The sequence below is a fragment of the Pseudomonas leptonychotis genome, assembly GCF_004920405.1.
GTDB classification, from domain to species: domain Bacteria; phylum Pseudomonadota; class Gammaproteobacteria; order Pseudomonadales; family Pseudomonadaceae; genus Aquipseudomonas; species Aquipseudomonas leptonychotis.
Genome location: NZ_RFLV01000002.1, coordinates 586,275 through 601,785 on the forward strand (window position 1 = coordinate 586,275; position 15,511 = coordinate 601,785).

Consider the following 15,511-nt stretch of genomic DNA (forward strand, 5'->3'; position numbering starts at 1 on the left):
GCGGAGATCGATGGTGGATCGGTGAGGCGTGATCCACCCTACGAACTACGGCTTACTGCACCTGATAGATCTGATCGAAGACCCCACCATCATTGAAGAACTTCGGCTGTGCGGTTTTCCAACCGTTGAAGTTTTTGTCGATGGTCACCAGTTTCAGCGCCGGGAATTGCGTGGAAAACTCAGCCGCAATCGCCTCGTTACGTGGACGATAGAAATGCTTGGCTGCCAGACGCTGACCTTCGTCGCTGTACAGGTAGTTGAGGTAGGCCTCGGCCACTGTGCGCGTGCCCTTCTTGTCGACGTTTTCATCGACTACAGCCACTGGCGGCTCGGCCAGGATCGACAGCGACGGCGCGACGATTTCAAAGTTGTCGCCGCCCTCTTCCTTTAGCGCCAGGAAGGCTTCGTTTTCCCAGGCCAGCAACACGTCACCGATCTGATTATTAACAAAGGTGATGGTCGAGCCACGGGCACCGGTGTCGAGTACCGGCACGTTTTTATAGAGCTGCCCAACGAACGTTTGGGCTTTCTCTTCACTGCCGTATTTCTGCTGTGCATAGGCCCAGGCGGCGAGAAAGTTCCAGCGTGCGCCGCCAGAGGTTTTCGGGTTCGGGGTGATCACTGCAACGCCCGGCTTGACCAGGTCATCCCAGTCCTTGATGCCTTGCGGGTTGCCCTTGCGCACCAAGAACACAATGGTCGAGGTGTAGGGCGTGCTCGATTGCGGCAGGCGCTCCTGCCAGTTTTCCGGGATCAACTTGCCAAGCTTGTACAGCTCGTCGATGTCACCGGATAAAGCCAGAGTCACCACGTCAGCACGCAGACCATCGATTACCGCACGAGCCTGCTTGCCCGAACCACCGTGGGATTGCTGGATGGTCACAGCCTCATTGCCCTGGGCTTGCCAGTGCTTGTTGAAGGCGGCGTTGAATTCACTGTACAGCTCACGGGTCGGATCGTAGGACACGTTGAGCAGGGTTTCTGCGGCGGCTACCGGGCCTGCGGCCCCGGCAATAGTCAGTGCACTGGCGAGGGCGGCAAAAGCAAAACGGCGAATGGACATGGTGCAGCTCCTACTGGGACAAATATGGGATTGGCGTTCAATGGGTCGACTGCTCGCGCTACCTACCGTGGTTACATGGCAGATAGCGCATGGGCTCGACGCTTTTCATTGCACGCCCTCCGGTGGTCCGGTCGGGCTTTGTTACGGGTGGGCTGTATCGATTGGTGGCTTCAACTGCTCTTGTTGCTCTGAGCATGGGGGCGAAACTTTTCCTTGCGTTCGATCTGTACGAGCTGGCCGTTGTGCACGGTGATTTCCACCGAGCCAAACTTCAGGCCATGCAGCGCAGCCTGGATCTCGCGCAGGATGCTGGCGTCGTCCTGAGCGTCAAGGCTATGGGGGCTTGCAGTCATGTAAATGCTCCTGAAGCGCCTCTATACGCGGCAAAAAATGGCCGTACTCAGTGGGCGTGGAGCGGATAATAGAGAGGCATCTATATTCTTAGAAATATTATTTAATAACATTTATATACTTTTTTAGAATATACAAATCCATAACCTTCTCCCGCAGAAAATGCAATTTCAGGCATAAGCAAATAATTACTTATTCTTTTTGATATTTATCAGTCCTCCCTACACTGCAGCCATTCACATCTGCAGGAGGGCGCACGATGCGCAACCAAACCATCCGTTACCTGATAGTGCCGGGCTGGCAAGGATCGGCCGACGAGCATTGGCAAAGCCACTGGCAGCGTAGCCTGCCGAACAGCGAGCGGGTTGAGCAGACCGACTGGTTAACGCCACAGCGTGAGGAGTGGGTGGCCGAGTTGCAGCGCAGCATCGCCAGCGATCCGCGCCCGACCATCCTGATTGCCCACAGCCTGGGCTGCATTACGGTGGCGCATTGGGCCACGCAGGCACCGCTCGAATCACTACACCGGGTAAAAGCCGCACTACTGGTAGCTCCGGCTGACGTAGAACGGGCCAACTGCCCGCCAGCGCTGCAGAACTTTGCGCCGATCCCGCAGCACCTGCTGCCCTTCCCCAGCCAATTGGTCGGCTCGGATAACGACACCGCTGCCAGTGCAGCGAGGGCAATCGAGCTGGCCCGCAACTGGGGCAGCGATGTAACGATTCTCGGCGGTGCCGGGCATATCAACGTGACGTCGGGGCACCAGCGCTGGGAGCAGGGTTTTGCCTACCTCTATCGCCTGCAGAGCCGCATCGAACAAACCGAGCGCCGCCGCGCCTAACGGCCAATACGCGGTTTAAACGCCTGGCCCCTTAGCCAGTTCGACCTGCAGCCAATCGACAAATACCTGAGTCAGACGTTGGCGCCGTTTGCGCTCAGGCAGCACCAGGTAATACCCCATGTCCGAGTGCGCGACTTCATCGCCCACGCGGCACAGCAGGTTCTGCGTAAGCAGCTCATCGACCAGATGCCGCCAGCCGATAGCCACGCCCTGCCCGGCAATAGCGGCCTGAATCAGCAGCGTGTAGTTATCGAAACGCAGGCTGCCTGGGCTCGGCGTTTGCTGCAGACCCAAGGCGCGAAACAGCCCCGCCCAATCGAACCAACGCGAACGGTTTTCCGGGCGCAGATGCAGCAGCGGCAGGCTGGCCAGCGCAGCCGGTGGCAACGGTAGTGTTTGCCCTTTGAGCAGCTGCGGGCTACACACCGCAAACACCTCTTCGCGGAACATCAGCTGCGCCTCGGCATGTTTGAAACGTCCATCGCCGAAGTTGATCGCCACATCGATCTCCGCCGGCAACGCGCCCTGGTCGCGCTCGCTGGTGATCAGGCTGACATCCACTTCCGGGTGCAACTGGTGGAAGCGTTGCAAACGCGGCATCAGCCAGTAAGCGGCAAAGGCAAAATCGGTGGCCACCTGCAGCACCTCATGCTGCTGTTGCGCGGTGACCGCCAGCAGCCCGGCATCCAGGCTCTGCAAGCCATCCTGTACATAACTCTGCAAAAGCTCACCGGCATCGGTCAGGGCAATCCCACGGTAAACCCGATCGAACAGACGAATGGCCAGCTGCTGCTCCAGGCGTTTGATCTGCTGGCTGATGGCCGGCTGGCTGGTGCCCAGCTCATTGGCTGCGGCGGTAAAGCTCAGCTGGCGAGCAGCGGACTCGAACACCCGCAGCACATCCAGCGACACCCCATCAATGCGTTCAAACATAAGCTCAGGTTATCCAATGCATCCACTGACAGCAGGTTTACCCAGCTTTTTCTAAGCTGGATGATCAAGCCAGCACTTTCGCATAAATCTTTTATATGGAATACCGGCTGCCATGAAACGCCCAAACATCCTCTTTATCATGGCCGATCAGATGGCCGCGCCGATTCTGCCGCTGCACGATGCCGCCTCGCCAATCCAGATGCCTAACCTGATGCGCCTCGCCGCCGATGCCGTAGTGTTCGATGCCGCCTATTGCAACAGCCCACTCTGCGCGCCATCGCGCTTTACTCTGGTCAGCGGCCAGTTACCCTCGAAAATCGGTGCCTACGACAACGCCGCCGACTTTCCCGCCGATGTGCCGACCTACGCCCATTACCTGCGCCGCCTGGGCTACCGCACCGCGCTGTCGGGCAAGATGCATTTCTGCGGTCCGGACCAGCTACATGGTTATGAAGAGCGCCTGACCAGCGACATCTACCCCGCCGATTATGGCTGGGCGGTGAACTGGGACGAGCCGGACGTGCGCGCCAGCTGGTACCACAACATGTCCTCGGTGTTGCAGGCTGGGCCGTGCGTGCGCACCAATCAGCTGGATTTCGATGAGGAGGTGGTGTTCAAGGCCCAGCAGTATTTGTATGACCATGTGCGCAGCGCCGGCGAACAGCCCTTTTGCCTGACCGTATCGATGACCCACCCGCATGACCCCTACACCATTCCGGCCGAATTCTGGGACCTCTACCGCGATGAGGACATCCCATTGCCTAGCCAGCACATCGATCAGGCCGAGCAGGACCCGCACTCGCAGCGGCTGATGAAAGTCATCGACCTATGGGACAAGCCGCTGCCCGCGCAGAAGATCAAAGACGCACGACGCGCCTACTTCGGCGCCTGCAGTTATATCGACAGCAACATTGGCAAGCTGCTGAAAACCCTGGAAGCCTGCAACCTGAGCGATAACACCATCATCGTGTTCTCTGGTGATCACGGTGACATGCTTGGCGAGCGCGGCCTCTGGTACAAGATGCACTGGTTTGAAATGGCCGCCCGCGTGCCGCTGCTGGTGCATGCGCCCAAGCAGTTCGCCGCTCGCCGGGTGAGCCAAAACGTCTCGACCATGGACCTGCTGCCGACCCTGGTGGAGTTGGCAGGTGGCACGCTGCAAGACGATCTGCCGCTGGATGGCCGCTCCCTGCTGGCGCACCTCGAAGGCCGTCAGGGCCACGATGAAGTGATTGGCGAATATATGGCCGAAGGCAGCATCAGCCCGTTGATGATGATTCGCCAGGGCGACTGGAAATTTATCTACTCGCAGCAGGATCCCCTGCTGCTGTTCAACCTGCGTCACGACCCGCAGGAGCGCGAAAACCTCGCCGAATCCGCCGAGCATCAGGGTTTGCTGGCCGATTTTATCAACCAGGCGCAGGCACGCTGGGACATGCCGGCCATTCACCAAGCCACCCTGGCCAGCCAGCGCCGCCGACGTTTCGTCGCCAGCGCCCTGACCCACGGGGCGCTAAACAGCTGGGACCATCAACCGATGGTCGACGCCAGCCAACAGTACATGCGCAACCACATTGATCTCGACGACCTCGAACGTCGCGCCCGTTTTCCGCAACTCTGATTGCAAGCCACTGCCGTTGAACCATCACTAATAATTAATAATTAAAGGAGACATTGCCATGCACACACTTCGCAGAGCACTTCTCGGCGGCCTGTTATTGGCCGCTAGCAGCTACACCTTCGCCGAAGACGCCAGTTGCGCCACGGTCAAACTCGGCGATCCGGGTTGGAGTGATATTGCCGTGACCAACGGTATCGCCAGCTTCCTGCTCGATGGCCTGGGTTATAAGGCGCAAATCCAGACCCTGGCCGTGCCGATTATCTTTGCCGGGCTGCAGAAAGGTCAGGTAGATGTATTTCTCGGCAACTGGATGCCGGCGCAACAGAGCAACTACGACAAGTTCGTGACCAGCGGTGAAGTCGAACAACTGGTGGAAAACCTCAGTGGCACCGAGTACACCCTGGCAGTGCCCACTTACGTCTATGAGGCCGGGGTGAAGACCTTCGCCGACCTGAATAAGCAGGCCGACAAATTCAACCGCAAGATTTACGGCATTGGCTCCGGGGCGCCCGCCAATGTGTCGATTCAGCAAATGATGGATGCCGACGAATTTGGCCTTAAAAGCTGGAGCTTGGTCGAGTCCAGCGAGCAAGCCATGCTGGTGCAGGTTGGTCGCGCGGTGAAACGCGAGCAATTTGTGGTGTTCCTCGGCTGGACGCCGCACCCGATGAACGTGCAGTACGACATGCGCTACCTCAAGGGCGGCGAGAAGTATTTCGGTGCCAGCGGCAGCGTCAACACCCTGGCCCGCAAAGGCTACGCGGCGCAATGCCCGAACGTCGGCAAGCTATTGAGCAACCTGACATTCACCCAAGAGATGGAGAACGCCATCATGAATCAGGTGCTCAGCAAGCAGGCCAGCAACGACGAGGCAATCAAGGCCTGGTTGCAAGCCAATCCGGCAATGATCGCCGAGTGGCTCAAGGGCGTTTCCAGCCTCACCGGCGGTGACGGTCTCGCGGCGGTAAACGCCAAGCTTTAAACCTGCCGGTTTGATTCCCTGAAGTAGACGGGCCGCTGCCCTGCAGCGGTTTTGTCCATCGCCTGCACAAGAAATCGCCTCATGCCGCTACCTCGCCTCCAGAGCTTGCTGCCCTTTCTGCGCTGGCTGCCCGCTTGCAACAAACGCAGCCTCGGCATAGACCTACTGGTGGGGCTAAACGGCGCCATCCTCGCGCTGCCGCAGTCCATCGCCTACGCCCTGATCGCCGGGCTGCCGCCGCAATACGGCTTGTATGCGGCCATCGTGCCGGTGCTGATTGCCTGCCTGTGGGGCTCATCCAGCTACCTGATTTGTGGGCCGACTGCTGCGATGTCGATTGTGCTATTGAGCAGTGTCAGCCCGATGGCAACGCCCGGTAGTGACGATTTTATTGCCCTGATTCTGCTGCTGACCCTGCTGGTGGGGGTTTGCCAATGGTTGCTCGGTCTGCTGCGCTTCGGTGCGCTGGTGAATTTCGTTTCACATTCGGTGGTGCTCGGTTTCACCCTTGGCGCAGCGCTGGTGATCGGCATCGGCCAATTGCCCAACCTGCTCGGTCTGCCTGCCACCAGTCAGGCCACTGGGCTGATGAACCTGCTCAGCCTCGGCGAACACCTGGCCGAGAGTGACTGGCGCACCCTGGCCGTGGCGCTATTCACCCTGGCCATCAGCTTGCTGAGCAAACGCCTATCGCCGCGCGTGCCAGCGCTGCTGATCGGGATTGTCGCCGCTAGCCTGCTGGTCATGGCCTGGCCTGAACAGCTCGGTGCAATCGCTTTGGTCAGCCGTTTCGAAGGCAGCCTGCCGCCCTTCGCCCTGCTGGAGTTCAACCTGAGCGACATCTTGCAACTGCTGCCCGCCGCGGTGGCCTGCGGCTTGCTCGGCCTGGTCACCAGCCTGTCGATAGCCCGCGCCCTGGCGGACAAATCCCAGCAGCCATTCGATGCCAATCAGGAAGTTCGCGCCCAAGGCCTGTCTAACATCATCGGGCCCTGGTTTAACGGTTCGCTGTCGGCCGGCTCCTTCACCCGCTCGGCGCTCAACCAGCAAGCCGGCGCCTGTTCGCCCATGGCTGGGGTATTCGCCGCCTTGCTGGTGGCGCTGTTTGCCCTGCATGGCAGCCGCCTGTTCGCCTACGTGCCGATCCCTGCAATGGCCGCAAGCATTCTGCTGATCTGCTGGGGGCTGTTCGATACGCGCGCGATAAAAACACTGCAACGGGTGAACCGCAGCGAGTTTTTAGTGATGCTGCTGACCGTGCTGGCGACCCTGGTACTGGAGCTGCAAAGCGCCATCTACGCCGGCGTGCTGGCCTCGCTGGTCGTCTACCTCAAGCGCACCTCGCAACCACGCGTGCGCCAGTGGCAAGACGGCGAGCAGGAATGGCTGTGCATTGAAGGCTCGATTTTCTTCGGCGCCTGTCACTACTTGCAGCAACGCCTACAACGCAGCGGCGCACCCTGGGTGATGATCGATGCACGGCATATCAACTTTATCGACTACGCCGGTATCGCCATGCTGCACCAAGAAGCCCGCCGCCTGCACAGCCAGCAGCGCCATTTGGTGTTGCACCATGCACGGTCGCAGGTCATCGATGAAATTCGTAAATTGGAAGGCCCGGAGCATTGCCCGGTGCAATTCACCACCTAGCAGGCGGTAAGGGTCAGCAGAATATCGGCATACCAGGTGCAGTTGAGCCCCAGAGCCTCGTCCACCTCGATGTCCCGACTGCCCAAATCAAGCCGCGCCGAGTGCACGCCCAACAGCATCCACGGCAAACCATCCTTGCCGCAACCAGGTATACGCATGACCACCGGCGCACCACTGGTGCCACGGTGCGTGCGGGCATCGGTGAGAAAGTAGCCCTGACCCTGAAAACGCAAGCCGAAAGACGACGCGACGACGGCATGCCGTACCACCGCGATATGGTGCAAGGTGTCGTGAAAACCCAGCGGGAACCCTACCACCAGCAATGAAGTGCCGACTTCAACCAAGGTTTGCGGTTGCTGCAGGTGCTCAGGGGTAAATGCGTGGTAAACCATGCCAGACGGCAGCGCGGCCCGCTCGATCTCCAGCACGGCAACATCGACCTCACCGGCGCCATCACAACCTTGCCGCCAAAGGCTTTTACCATCGCGGTATAACGGCATAGAGAAGCCGGTGGTCTGCGCCACGTTATGCAAGTCGGTGTGCACCTCGATCTCGATACGATCCGGAAAATGCTGACTCGTTTCATCGATCATCACATGCCGACTCGTCACCAGAAACAGACGCTCGTCACGGGCGAAGTAAAAGCCGCTGGCATTGGTCAACAGCTGTTGCCCAGCAAAGGTACAAACACGTGCCGCGGTGAGTAGCACAGGTTCAATCATCGACATTCGGACGTCCTTGAGTTGATGGCAGGCAAACCAGAGCAGCCACTGCTGTCGTGTACCTGAGCAATTGCCACGCCACTTCCACGACAAAGCAGTAAGCAGTAAGCAGGCTGCCCAATCGACACACCGCTAGCGTTGGCAGACTGACTTGAGCACCACAATGCGCTGACCGTGCAAACGGGCTAGCTCAATAACCTCAAGCGTACCGTCCGAGCCGGCGACTTGCTGACCTCAACCTATTTGCCTGAAGCCGGTTAGCCCTGAATACGCTGATCAAACCCCCCAGAACGTCGCACAGAAACAGGCCAACTTGGTGCAACAGGACGATGGCATGCTCTGCGAGGACGCCAACCAACAGTTCCTCTGCCGAGTTGAAAGGCACCGCCTCAACCGACGGCACGCGAATGCTATCCAAAGCGGCCTCAGTTGAGCCGATAGCGCGCCAGCTCGGTCGGCGTCAGCACACGCAGGCGCCGCGGATCGGTACTGTTGATCGCCTCAAGCAGTTCAAGCGGAATCTGCATTTCCTTGAAATAGGCCGCCTGGTTGGACTTGGCCGCGCCGGCGCTTGATGCCGAATGCACAGAATCACTGCCCGAATAATACGGTCGATGAATAGCCACAGGCCCACGCACGGTTTTAGCATGGCCAGCGGCCAGCAAATACACGCAACTGCCCTGACATAAACCAGTGGAGGGGACCAAAGCATCGAACCCCGTCTCACGCAGCAAGCGCCCCATGCGAATGGCCTCACTGACACTGCCACCGATGCTATCGAGCATGACGATTTTCTTCGCATACTTGCCGGGGTTGCCTTTGATACCCTTGAGCAGCGCCTCGTAATCACCCGGCACAATATCCTCAGAGACCTTGGCGACGAGAATCGGCCCGAGACGCTTATGCTGCCCGGCCTGCACCTCGACCTTGGCCAACGCGGCGCTCGAACACAGCGCCGCAGCGCAGATAATCACAACCTGAAACAGAGTACGCCTCATAAACCCGGTAAATCCTTAAGCGATGCGGTCAACGGATGGGGAAGATACCTGTTGCCGGCCAATCGCGCATAATTTGCAGCGATTAGCACATGCCTCGGCAAACCCGGCCTGCCGCCCCCCTGAGCAACGCCGCTACCACCTGATCAAGCGAGAAACCTGTGGCCCCGATGTTCGAAATCCAGCAGCTCAATCCTGAAACCTACCGCCAGCAAACCCGGCGCAGCACCTTGACCATCGCAGCGGTATTTATCGCCCTGGCCATGCTGCTGTCGAGCAGCGCCGTATTGCTATTCGGCACGCCAGGTGGCGACAACTTTCGCTGGAACCTCGGTGGGGTTATCGCCGCATTAGTACTGACCGTAGCCCTAGTGCGCGGGCTGCTCTGGCCACAGCCCTTTATGGCCGCCGCCGTGTACGGCTGGCGCCTCAAGCGCAGCCTGATGCGCGTGACCAACCTGATGCACCACGTCAAAGTCGGCGTCGCGGCTCGCGACCCCGCCGCCATGCAGCTGTTGCGCTTTTACCACCTAGGCCTGACCCAAATGCACCAACTGGACGGTAACTCCAGCGCCCTCAGTGAGGTGGTCGCAGAGATCAATCGACACAGGGAGCGCATGGAAGAGCTGGGCATGGAAACCAATCAACCGGGACTAACCCCAGCATGGCTTGAAGCCGTCAGAAAGTTCCAACCACTGCCGCATTAATGCGGCTAAAGGCCGCAATGCAGCGAACCGAAGCTCTAGTCAGGCCGCTGGAGCTTAACGCGGATGAAGTTTCGATCCCGATTGCTGGCCGCCTTGAATTTGCTGTCGTCGATGGCAATCAGTGCTTCCGAGAACAATCCCACCAGCTGACACAGCATCACAAATTGAAGACAAACAGCGCGAATTACCTTGCCGTTGTCTTTGCGAAAATTGGCGATGGTTTTGAAGTCGGGCATCGAGCGCCCAGTCAGCCACATTAACTCGACGTTACGCTGAGCCTCTCATTCAGGGTGGCCACTGGACTGGAAGCGGTTGAGATAACCCTAGATATAAATCTTCAGTCAGTCAGTCAGCTGGATGGTAAGTATGGCTCAACGTGCCCAGTCTACGCGCCGGGCCACCCGCTCAAACCCCATATCCACTACCACGGCCAACATGCCAACAACCACTGCGCCTTGCAGCACATAGGCTGTATTGAAGCCGCTCAAACCCACGATGATGGGCGAGCCCAGTGTTTTGGCCCCCACGGTCGAGGCAATGGCTGCAGTACCAATATTAATGATCACCGAGGTGCGCACACCCGACAGCCAAACCGGCAAGGCCAGCGGCCCCTCCACCTGATAAAGACGCTGCCAGGGCGACAGCCCCATGCCGCTGGCCGCCTGCATCGCGGAGCCAGGTACGGCTTGTATGCCCGTTATTGTGCCCTGCACAACCGGCAGCAGCCCATACAGTGACAGCGCGATCAAAGCGGGCAATTCACCAAAGCCAACCGCAGGTACAGCCAACGCCAACACCGCCACCGGCGGCAGTGTTTGCCCCATGGACACCAACGTTTCCAGCGTTGGACGAAAGGCTCGGCCGCTGGGGCGAGTTACCCAGATCCCGGCCAGTGTGCCCAGCAGAACAGAAACCGCAGCCGACACCGCCACCAGCAACAGGTGCTGCCATAGCAACTGGGTAAAAGGTTCCTGGAGGTATACCGGGCGCTCCAACTGAGGGAACAGGCTGGCGAAGAGCGGTTCGCTGTGCGGCAAGCTCACCACTAAGGCTGCTAACAGCAACGTGGCCCATAACAGCTTGTCGCCTAGCCATGCATGACTCAACTTAAGCATGGTGCATGCTGCCTTCGATCCCCTCTTGCGTGCCAATGTGCGAATGCTTAAAGAGGTCGGCCGCGTGCAGCACCCCAGCGTGGGTGCCCGTAACGTCTAGCAGATTAAGACGGTTACAACCGTGCAGTGCCAGGGCCGATACGGCCTCGCGCAGGGTGGCACTGATGGGCAGGCTGGGGGCGTTTTCTGGCGCCCCAACTCGCGCCAGACTGCCTACGCCTTGCAATGACAATAGTTTGATACCTAGATCGCTGCGCCCGACAAAATCGGCCACCCGCTCGCTGGCCGGCTGGCTAAGAAGTGCCAGCGGTGAGCCAACCTGGAGGATACGGCCCTGCTCTAGCAACACAATTTGTGTGCCCAGCCGAAGCGCCTCATCAATATCATGCGTCACCATGACAATGGTCTTGCCGGACGCTTGATGAATCCGCTTCACCTCATCTTGCAGCGCTGCGCGAATCAGCGGGTCCAGCGCACCGAAGGGTTCATCCATAAGCAGCACATCGGGGTCACCCGCCAAGGCGCGGGCCACACCTACACGCTGCTGCTGCCCACCCGACAACTGGTGTGGGTAACGCGGCCCATAGGCGGCAGGGTCCAAGTCAAACAGGCTCAGTAACTCGGCTACTCGCGCAGTAATACGTTCGCGCGACCAGCCGAGCATCGTCGGCACCACGCCAATATTGCGCGCCACCGTCCAGTGCGGGAACAGCCCCACCGACTGAATCACATAACCCATGCGTAAGCGCAGCTCACGTACCGGCATGCGCGCCATATCTTGCCCATCCAACAGCAGGGTGCCGGTATCAGGCTGTTCCATGCGGTTAATCATTTTCAGCAAAGTCGATTTACCCGACCCTGAGGCACCAATCAGCACCACCAGCTCACCGCGACCAATAGACAGACTTACATCGTCCAGCGCTTTAGGCGCGTCAGGTGTATGGCCATAGGTCTTTGAAACGTTTTTAAATTCGATCACTGCGCCAACTCCAGAGAGGGTGTGGCCGAACGGGCAAGCCTGATCAGCAGCTTGAATACACCATCGACCAGCGCACCCAACACAACAATAGGCACCACCCCCAGCAACACCAGATCTTGAGCGCTGCTGAATAAACCTTCAAACATCAGGCTGCCCAAGCCACCCGCACCAATAAGAGCCGTCACTGCGGCCAAGCCTACCGCCTGGATGCTCGCTGTGCGTACGCCGCCCAACACCACAGGCAGGGCTAAAGGTACCTGTGCCTGCCAAAATAACTGCCCTGGCGAAAAGCCCAAGCCTTGCGCCGCCTGCGTCACTGCCGACGGCACCTGCGCCAGCCCAGCCAACGTGCCACGCACTACCGGCAGCAGGCAGTACAGCGTGAGCGCCAACACACCCGGCGCGAGGCCTACCCCACTGATTCCGGCGCGACCCAGCGTCGGCCAACTCGCGGCTAGCCACGCCAGCGGCGCCATCAGCAGGCCAAACAGTGCAATAGAGGGAATGGTTTGAATGATATTCAGCAGCGGAAACATCGCGCGTCCGGCCCGCAGATAACGATGAGCGACCCAGCCGAGTGGCAGGCCAATGACCAGCGTGAAGAACAGCGCCAGCGCCACGATCTGACAATGGCGTACAACAGCACGCCAGTACTCTTCGCTGCGGTTGGCATATTCCTTCATGATCGATAACTCATCGGCGCCACCGCTGGCGAGCAATAGTGCCAATGGTATTAACACTGCAGCGGCCACACCCAAGCGAGCCAGCGTGCGAGCGCGCAATGCTTGCAAGGCATCGGCCAGCACCAACCCCATCAACAGCCAGGCCAGCCACAAGCCGCTGCCCAGTGCTGTGCGAGCAAACGGCGTGTCCACTTGCACCACCTGAATAGCGTGGCGAGCAGCTAGCACACCGAGGCCCACACTAAGAACAGCAGCTGCAACCACACTGGCGCACAAGAAAGCACGTCGAGACGGTGCTAGTGAGAGCAGAAATAGCCCGATCAGCAAGACAGCCAACACCCATACAGGGCCTTGGAGCAACGTAAAGAAAGAAACCGCTTCACCCGATACCAGCCGATTGGGCGCCACACGTACCAGTGGCAAGCACAACAACGCGCCCACAGCCATCAACGAGAGCGCCGCTTGTGCTGCCCGCCAGCGAGGCTGACCCACTGAGTTCAGGAGCTCAACCACCTTAGTTGGCCACCCAACGCACCCTCACCACCGGGCTACTTCAGCAGCCCATTAGACTTGAGGAAGTCAGACGCCACTTTCTTCGCGTCTTGGCCTTCGAGTTGAATCTTGGCGTTCAGGCCTTGCAAGGTAGGGCCATCGAGCAATTTGAATACAGGCGCCAGCGTCTCTGCGATCGCAGGGTGTTGCTTGAGAACCGCTTCTCGAACAATCGGCGTGGGTGCATAAATAGGCTGCACACCTTTGGGGTCATCCAGAATCACCAACCCCAATGCAGCAAGAGCGCCATCTGTGCCATAAGCCATAGCAGCATTGACCCCAGAGGTCTTTTCGCCGGCAGCACGAATCGTCACCGCGGTGTCGCCACCAGCCAACGTAAGCAATTGCTCAGGTTTGAGGGTGAAGTTATAAGCCGTTTGGAACGCGGGTAGCGCATCCGAACGCTCCACAAACTCTGCCGATGCAGCCAGCTTGAACTGCCCGCCTTTGCCCAGCCACTGGCTTAGGTCATCCAACGTTTTTAGTTGATTAGGCGTCGCCACATCTTTACGAATGGCAATCGCCCAAGTGTTGTTTGCAGGTGACGGTGTTAACCAAACAATTCTGTTCTGCTCGAAGTCCAACGCCTTCACGCGCTCGTAGCCAGCCTCAGCGTCTTTCCAAGCGGGGTTGGACTCTTCAGCAAAAATGAAGGCGCCGTTGCCCGTGTATTCGGGGTACAGGTCAATCTCACCGGCAGTCAGGGCGCCGCGCATCACCTTGGTGTTGCCTAGCCCCGACTTATTTTCGGTTTTGATGCCGTTGGCCTCCAGCACTAGCACAATCATGTTGCCGAGCAATTTACCCTCGGTGTCGATTTTGGAGCCCACGCGCACAGCAGGCGATGACTGAGCGAACACGCTGCCCACGGTGAGTAAGCCAGCCAAAAGTAGCGCGACCCTACGCTGCATGAGTGTCATGGTGAGACTCCTGTAAGCAAAAAAATGACAATAACTGCCTTTCAAACGAAAACCCACCTGCAACCAACCGCTGCGTAGACGCACACCCAGTAGTGGACTGTTTACAGAGCACCGCACTTCGCCTCTACAGACGCTCGCTTCACCTCTGCTGACAGCCTCTGAGTACATGCCATAACCAAATCACAATTGCCTAAATAGTGCCGCTGCCAGTATGCCGGCAGCGATCGCTGGCAACGGTTTTTTCACTATCAACATGGTTGCACCAGTGGTGAATAACGCCAGTCGAGCACCGTTATCGCCCTCAAGTGCCATCGGGGCTAAAAGGGCAACCAGCACGGAACCGGACATAGCGCCGATGAACTGTTTTACACGGTAGCCAATGGGCACAAAGGACATCACATAAACGCCACCCCAACGAGTGGCCAGCGTCACCACAGCCATGACCAAGACAACAATCAGCGCACCATAGCCTGTGGTTTCAATGTTCAAGTTTGCTCTCCGTGCAAAATACACCTGCCACGCCGCCGGCCAATGCACCTACAACCACATGCGTGTTATCCGGCAAGTACCAATAGGCCAGTAAGGATGCACAGGCTGCCACGACCCAAATCATCAATAGACGCAGGCTCTTTTCCCCTCCCGCCACCATGGCTAACAGGAAACACCCCATCACCATATCCAGCCCTAGACTCTTAGGGTCACTGATAAACCCGCCAAAACAGATGCCCAGCCAGGTTCCTGCTATCCAGAATGACCAAAGGGCCAAGCCGCCGCCAAACAAAATACCGATACCCGGTTGCTCGCGACTAAAGGCTTGTAAAGACATCGCCCAATTGGCGTCTGAAGCTACGAGCATCACACCATAGCGAGTTGCCGGCGGTAAATTACGTAGCCACGGGTAGAGCGTTGCCCCCATCAATAAATGCCGGGCATTAATGGCAAACACCGTAATCACAAGCGTGAGGATTGGGACCTCCCTCCCCCACAACTCCAATGCTGCGAACTGTGAGGCACCCGCAAAAACCAGCGTGCTCATCGCCATAATCACGCTGTTATCCAAGCCGGTCTGCACAGCTGCCAGTCCGAAAGCCGCCCCGAATACGATGACAAATACCGAGATAGGCACGAGCTGCTTGAAACCCGCCCATACCGCCTGGCGATTGAATTCATGCAAGCTCGTATTAACATCTGACATGCCGCACCTCTCTACTCCTTGGAAATACTGAAATGGAGAGGTCGCCGTGGCTGGTTAGCGGTTACTGAGGCAGGCTCTCTGAGTGGAGTTTACATATAGATGAAACGCCACTGATTAAAACAGCCGTGAGTTTATAAACACACATTCTCCGTTTCCTCAGCGAACGAGGCGCTCTAATGTGTTTACTGTGTCAGGCATAACT

General features: G+C 58.4%; 16 protein-coding genes and 1 pseudogene. 5 read left to right on the top strand and 12 right to left on the bottom strand.

The window, feature by feature from the left end:
• Window positions 1–52: 52 nt before the first annotated feature.
• A complete protein-coding gene (locus D8779_RS13290) occupies window positions 53–1,063 on the bottom strand; it encodes a sulfate ABC transporter substrate-binding protein (protein ID WP_136664958.1) in 1,011 nt (336 codons plus the stop codon).
• A 170-nt stretch (window positions 1,064–1,233) separates the two neighbouring features.
• Window positions 1,234–1,416 (bottom strand): sulfur starvation response protein OscA, encoded by a 183-nt coding sequence (gene oscA / locus D8779_RS13295; RefSeq protein WP_136664959.1) that lies wholly within the window; start codon window positions 1,414–1,416, stop codon window positions 1,234–1,236.
• 257 nt (window positions 1,417–1,673) lie between these two features.
• Between oscA and D8779_RS13300 the strand changes: the two genes are divergently transcribed.
• Window positions 1,674–2,255 (top strand): alpha/beta hydrolase, encoded by a 582-nt coding sequence (locus D8779_RS13300; protein WP_136664960.1) that lies wholly within the window; start codon window positions 1,674–1,676, stop codon window positions 2,253–2,255.
• A gap of 15 nt (window positions 2,256–2,270) precedes the next feature.
• Here the strand turns inward: D8779_RS13300 and D8779_RS13305 are convergent, their stop codons facing one another.
• Window positions 2,271–3,188: a choline sulfate utilization transcriptional regulator gene (locus tag D8779_RS13305; protein ID WP_136664961.1), complete on the bottom strand. Its 918-nt coding sequence runs from the start codon at window positions 3,186–3,188 to the stop codon at window positions 2,271–2,273.
• 112 nt (window positions 3,189–3,300) lie between these two features.
• Here D8779_RS13305 and betC point away from each other — a divergent pair, with 112 nt between their 5' ends.
• The 3 genes from betC (at window position 3,301) to D8779_RS13320 (ending at window position 7,441) form a co-directional block, all read left to right on the top strand.
• Window positions 3,301–4,809: a choline-sulfatase gene (gene betC / locus D8779_RS13310; RefSeq protein WP_136664962.1), complete on the top strand. Its 1,509-nt coding sequence runs from the start codon at window positions 3,301–3,303 to the stop codon at window positions 4,807–4,809.
• A 58-nt stretch (window positions 4,810–4,867) separates the two neighbouring features.
• Window positions 4,868–5,791 carry a choline ABC transporter substrate-binding protein gene (gene choX / locus D8779_RS13315; protein ID WP_136664963.1) on the top strand — a complete coding sequence of 308 codons (924 nt, stop codon included), beginning with the start codon at window positions 4,868–4,870 and terminating at the stop codon, window positions 5,789–5,791.
• An 81-nt stretch (window positions 5,792–5,872) separates the two neighbouring features.
• Window positions 5,873–7,441, top strand: coding sequence for a SulP family inorganic anion transporter (locus D8779_RS13320; protein WP_136664964.1), 1,569 nt, complete (start codon window positions 5,873–5,875; stop codon window positions 7,439–7,441).
• Here the strand turns inward: D8779_RS13320 and D8779_RS13325 are convergent.
• Complete coding sequence (locus D8779_RS13325) at window positions 7,438–8,169, bottom strand: S1 family peptidase (protein WP_240789732.1); 732 nt, start codon at window positions 8,167–8,169, stop codon at window positions 7,438–7,440. The two genes, D8779_RS13320 and D8779_RS13325, sit on opposite strands and share 4 nt — an antisense overlap.
• Window positions 8,170–8,588: 419 nt before the next feature.
• Complete coding sequence (locus D8779_RS13330; RefSeq protein WP_136664965.1) at window positions 8,589–9,161, bottom strand: COG3904 family protein; 573 nt, start codon at window positions 9,159–9,161, stop codon at window positions 8,589–8,591.
• A gap of 167 nt (window positions 9,162–9,328) precedes the next feature.
• On the opposite strand from D8779_RS13330, the gene D8779_RS13335 reads away from it, so the two are divergent.
• Window positions 9,329–9,865, top strand: coding sequence for a DUF3087 domain-containing protein (locus D8779_RS13335; protein WP_136665164.1), 537 nt, complete (start codon window positions 9,329–9,331; stop codon window positions 9,863–9,865).
• 44 nt (window positions 9,866–9,909) lie between these two features.
• On the opposite strand, the pseudogene D8779_RS13340 reads toward D8779_RS13335, so the two are convergent.
• The 7 genes and pseudogenes from D8779_RS13340 to D8779_RS13370 form a co-directional block, all read right to left on the bottom strand.
• A pseudogene (locus D8779_RS13340) lies at window positions 9,910–10,206 on the bottom strand (transposase); the annotation flags it as partial.
• A 30-nt stretch (window positions 10,207–10,236) separates the two neighbouring features.
• Window positions 10,237–10,980 carry an ABC transporter permease gene (locus D8779_RS13345; protein WP_136664966.1) on the bottom strand — a complete coding sequence of 248 codons (744 nt, stop codon included), beginning with the start codon at window positions 10,978–10,980 and terminating at the stop codon, window positions 10,237–10,239.
• On the bottom strand, window positions 10,973–11,959 hold the full coding sequence (locus tag D8779_RS13350; protein ID WP_136664967.1) for an ABC transporter ATP-binding protein: 987 nt from the start codon (window positions 11,957–11,959) through the stop codon (window positions 10,973–10,975). The genes D8779_RS13345 and D8779_RS13350 overlap by 8 nt, the downstream gene beginning before the upstream one ends.
• A complete protein-coding gene (locus tag D8779_RS13355; protein ID WP_205895819.1) occupies window positions 11,956–12,834 on the bottom strand; it encodes an ABC transporter permease in 879 nt (292 codons plus the stop codon). The genes D8779_RS13350 and D8779_RS13355 overlap by 4 nt, the downstream gene beginning before the upstream one ends.
• Before the next feature lie 356 nt (window positions 12,835–13,190).
• The gene (gene osmF / locus D8779_RS13360; RefSeq protein WP_276605885.1) at window positions 13,191–14,159 is read right to left on the bottom strand and encodes a glycine betaine ABC transporter substrate-binding protein OsmF; all 969 of its coding nucleotides are present in this window, start codon (window positions 14,157–14,159) and stop codon (window positions 13,191–13,193) included.
• 135 nt (window positions 14,160–14,294) lie between these two features.
• The gene (locus D8779_RS13365; RefSeq protein WP_136664969.1) at window positions 14,295–14,603 is read right to left on the bottom strand and encodes an AzlD family protein; all 309 of its coding nucleotides are present in this window, start codon (window positions 14,601–14,603) and stop codon (window positions 14,295–14,297) included.
• The gene (locus tag D8779_RS13370; RefSeq protein ID WP_136664970.1) at window positions 14,593–15,309 is read right to left on the bottom strand and encodes an AzlC family ABC transporter permease; all 717 of its coding nucleotides are present in this window, start codon (window positions 15,307–15,309) and stop codon (window positions 14,593–14,595) included. The genes D8779_RS13365 and D8779_RS13370 overlap by 11 nt, the downstream gene beginning before the upstream one ends.
• Between the last annotated feature and the right edge of the window lie 202 nt (window positions 15,310–15,511).

What these genes read in the sequence shown, in the direction of transcription:
- D8779_RS13290 (WP_136664958.1), bottom strand. Translation starts at nt 1,063, where the DNA reads ATGTCCATTCGCCGTTTTGCTTTTGCCGCCCTCGCCAGTGCACTGACT.
- oscA (WP_136664959.1), bottom strand. Translation starts at nt 1,416, where the DNA reads ATGACTGCAAGCCCCCATAGCCTTGACGCTCAGGACGACGCCAGCATC.
- D8779_RS13300 (WP_136664960.1), top strand. Translation starts at nt 1,674, where the DNA reads ATGCGCAACCAAACCATCCGTTACCTGATAGTGCCGGGCTGGCAAGGA.
- D8779_RS13305 (WP_136664961.1), bottom strand. Translation starts at nt 3,188, where the DNA reads ATGTTTGAACGCATTGATGGGGTGTCGCTGGATGTGCTGCGGGTGTTC.
- betC (WP_136664962.1), top strand. Translation starts at nt 3,301, where the DNA reads ATGAAACGCCCAAACATCCTCTTTATCATGGCCGATCAGATGGCCGCG.
- choX (WP_136664963.1), top strand. Translation starts at nt 4,868, where the DNA reads ATGCACACACTTCGCAGAGCACTTCTCGGCGGCCTGTTATTGGCCGCT.
- D8779_RS13320 (WP_136664964.1), top strand. Translation starts at nt 5,873, where the DNA reads ATGCCGCTACCTCGCCTCCAGAGCTTGCTGCCCTTTCTGCGCTGGCTG.
- D8779_RS13325 (WP_240789732.1), bottom strand. Translation starts at nt 8,169, where the DNA reads ATGTCGATGATTGAACCTGTGCTACTCACCGCGGCACGTGTTTGTACC.
- D8779_RS13330 (WP_136664965.1), bottom strand. Translation starts at nt 9,161, where the DNA reads ATGAGGCGTACTCTGTTTCAGGTTGTGATTATCTGCGCTGCGGCGCTG.
- D8779_RS13335 (WP_136665164.1), top strand. Translation starts at nt 9,329, where the DNA reads ATGTTCGAAATCCAGCAGCTCAATCCTGAAACCTACCGCCAGCAAACC.
- D8779_RS13345 (WP_136664966.1), bottom strand. Translation starts at nt 10,980, where the DNA reads ATGCTTAAGTTGAGTCATGCATGGCTAGGCGACAAGCTGTTATGGGCC.
- D8779_RS13370 (WP_136664970.1), bottom strand. Translation starts at nt 15,309, where the DNA reads ATGTCAGATGTTAATACGAGCTTGCATGAATTCAATCGCCAGGCGGTA.